This is a genomic window from Clostridium boliviensis (genome assembly GCF_033342255.1).
GTDB classification, from domain to species: Bacteria; Bacillota; Clostridia; order Lachnospirales; family Lachnospiraceae; genus Lacrimispora; species Lacrimispora boliviensis.
This window is the reverse complement of record NZ_JAWONS010000255.1, coordinates 1-598: the sequence shown is the minus strand read 5'-3', so window position 1 is coordinate 598 and position 598 is coordinate 1. Positions and strand designations below refer to the sequence as shown.

At 57.2% G+C, this 598-nt stretch carries 1 pseudogene; it reads left to right on the top strand.

The features are described from left to right. Positions 1–598 (top strand): annotated as a pseudogene (locus tag RZO55_RS17895) (DNA-directed RNA polymerase subunit beta'); the annotation flags it as partial.

The following is a 598-nucleotide window of genomic DNA, read 5'->3' as shown; positions in this document are numbered from 1 at the left end:
CACAACATCCTCAACCCCAAGGATGGCAAGCCAGTGGTCACCCCTTCCCAGGACATGGTGCTGGGATGCTACTACCTGACCCTGGAGAAGGCGGGGGACCGCGGCGAGGGACGCATCTTCGCCACACCGGGTGAAGCGATTAACGCCTATCAGCAGGGTCTGGTCACCCTGCATGCGCGGATCGCCATTCCGGCCCGCCGACTGAACCGGACGTCCTTCACCGAAAAGCAGAAGAACGCGCTTTTGATCACCACGGTCGGCAAGCTGATCTTCAACGAGATTTTCCCTGAAGCATTCCCCTATATCAACGAGCCGACCAAACAAAACCTGATGGAAGGCACGCCGGATCAATACTTCATCTTTGAAAAGGGCGTCAACATCCGGGAGAAGATCAGCAGCCTTCCGGAGGCCGATGCGGTGAAGAAGGGCTTCCTCGGCACAATTATCGCCGAGTGTTTCCGCCGGTTCGGAACCACCCAGACGACCATCATTCTGGATAAGGTCAAAGAGCTGGGTTACTCCTACTCCACCAAGGCGGGAATCACCATGTCCGTCACCGACGTGGTGGTGCCCGAAGAGAAGCAGGAGATCCTGAAAC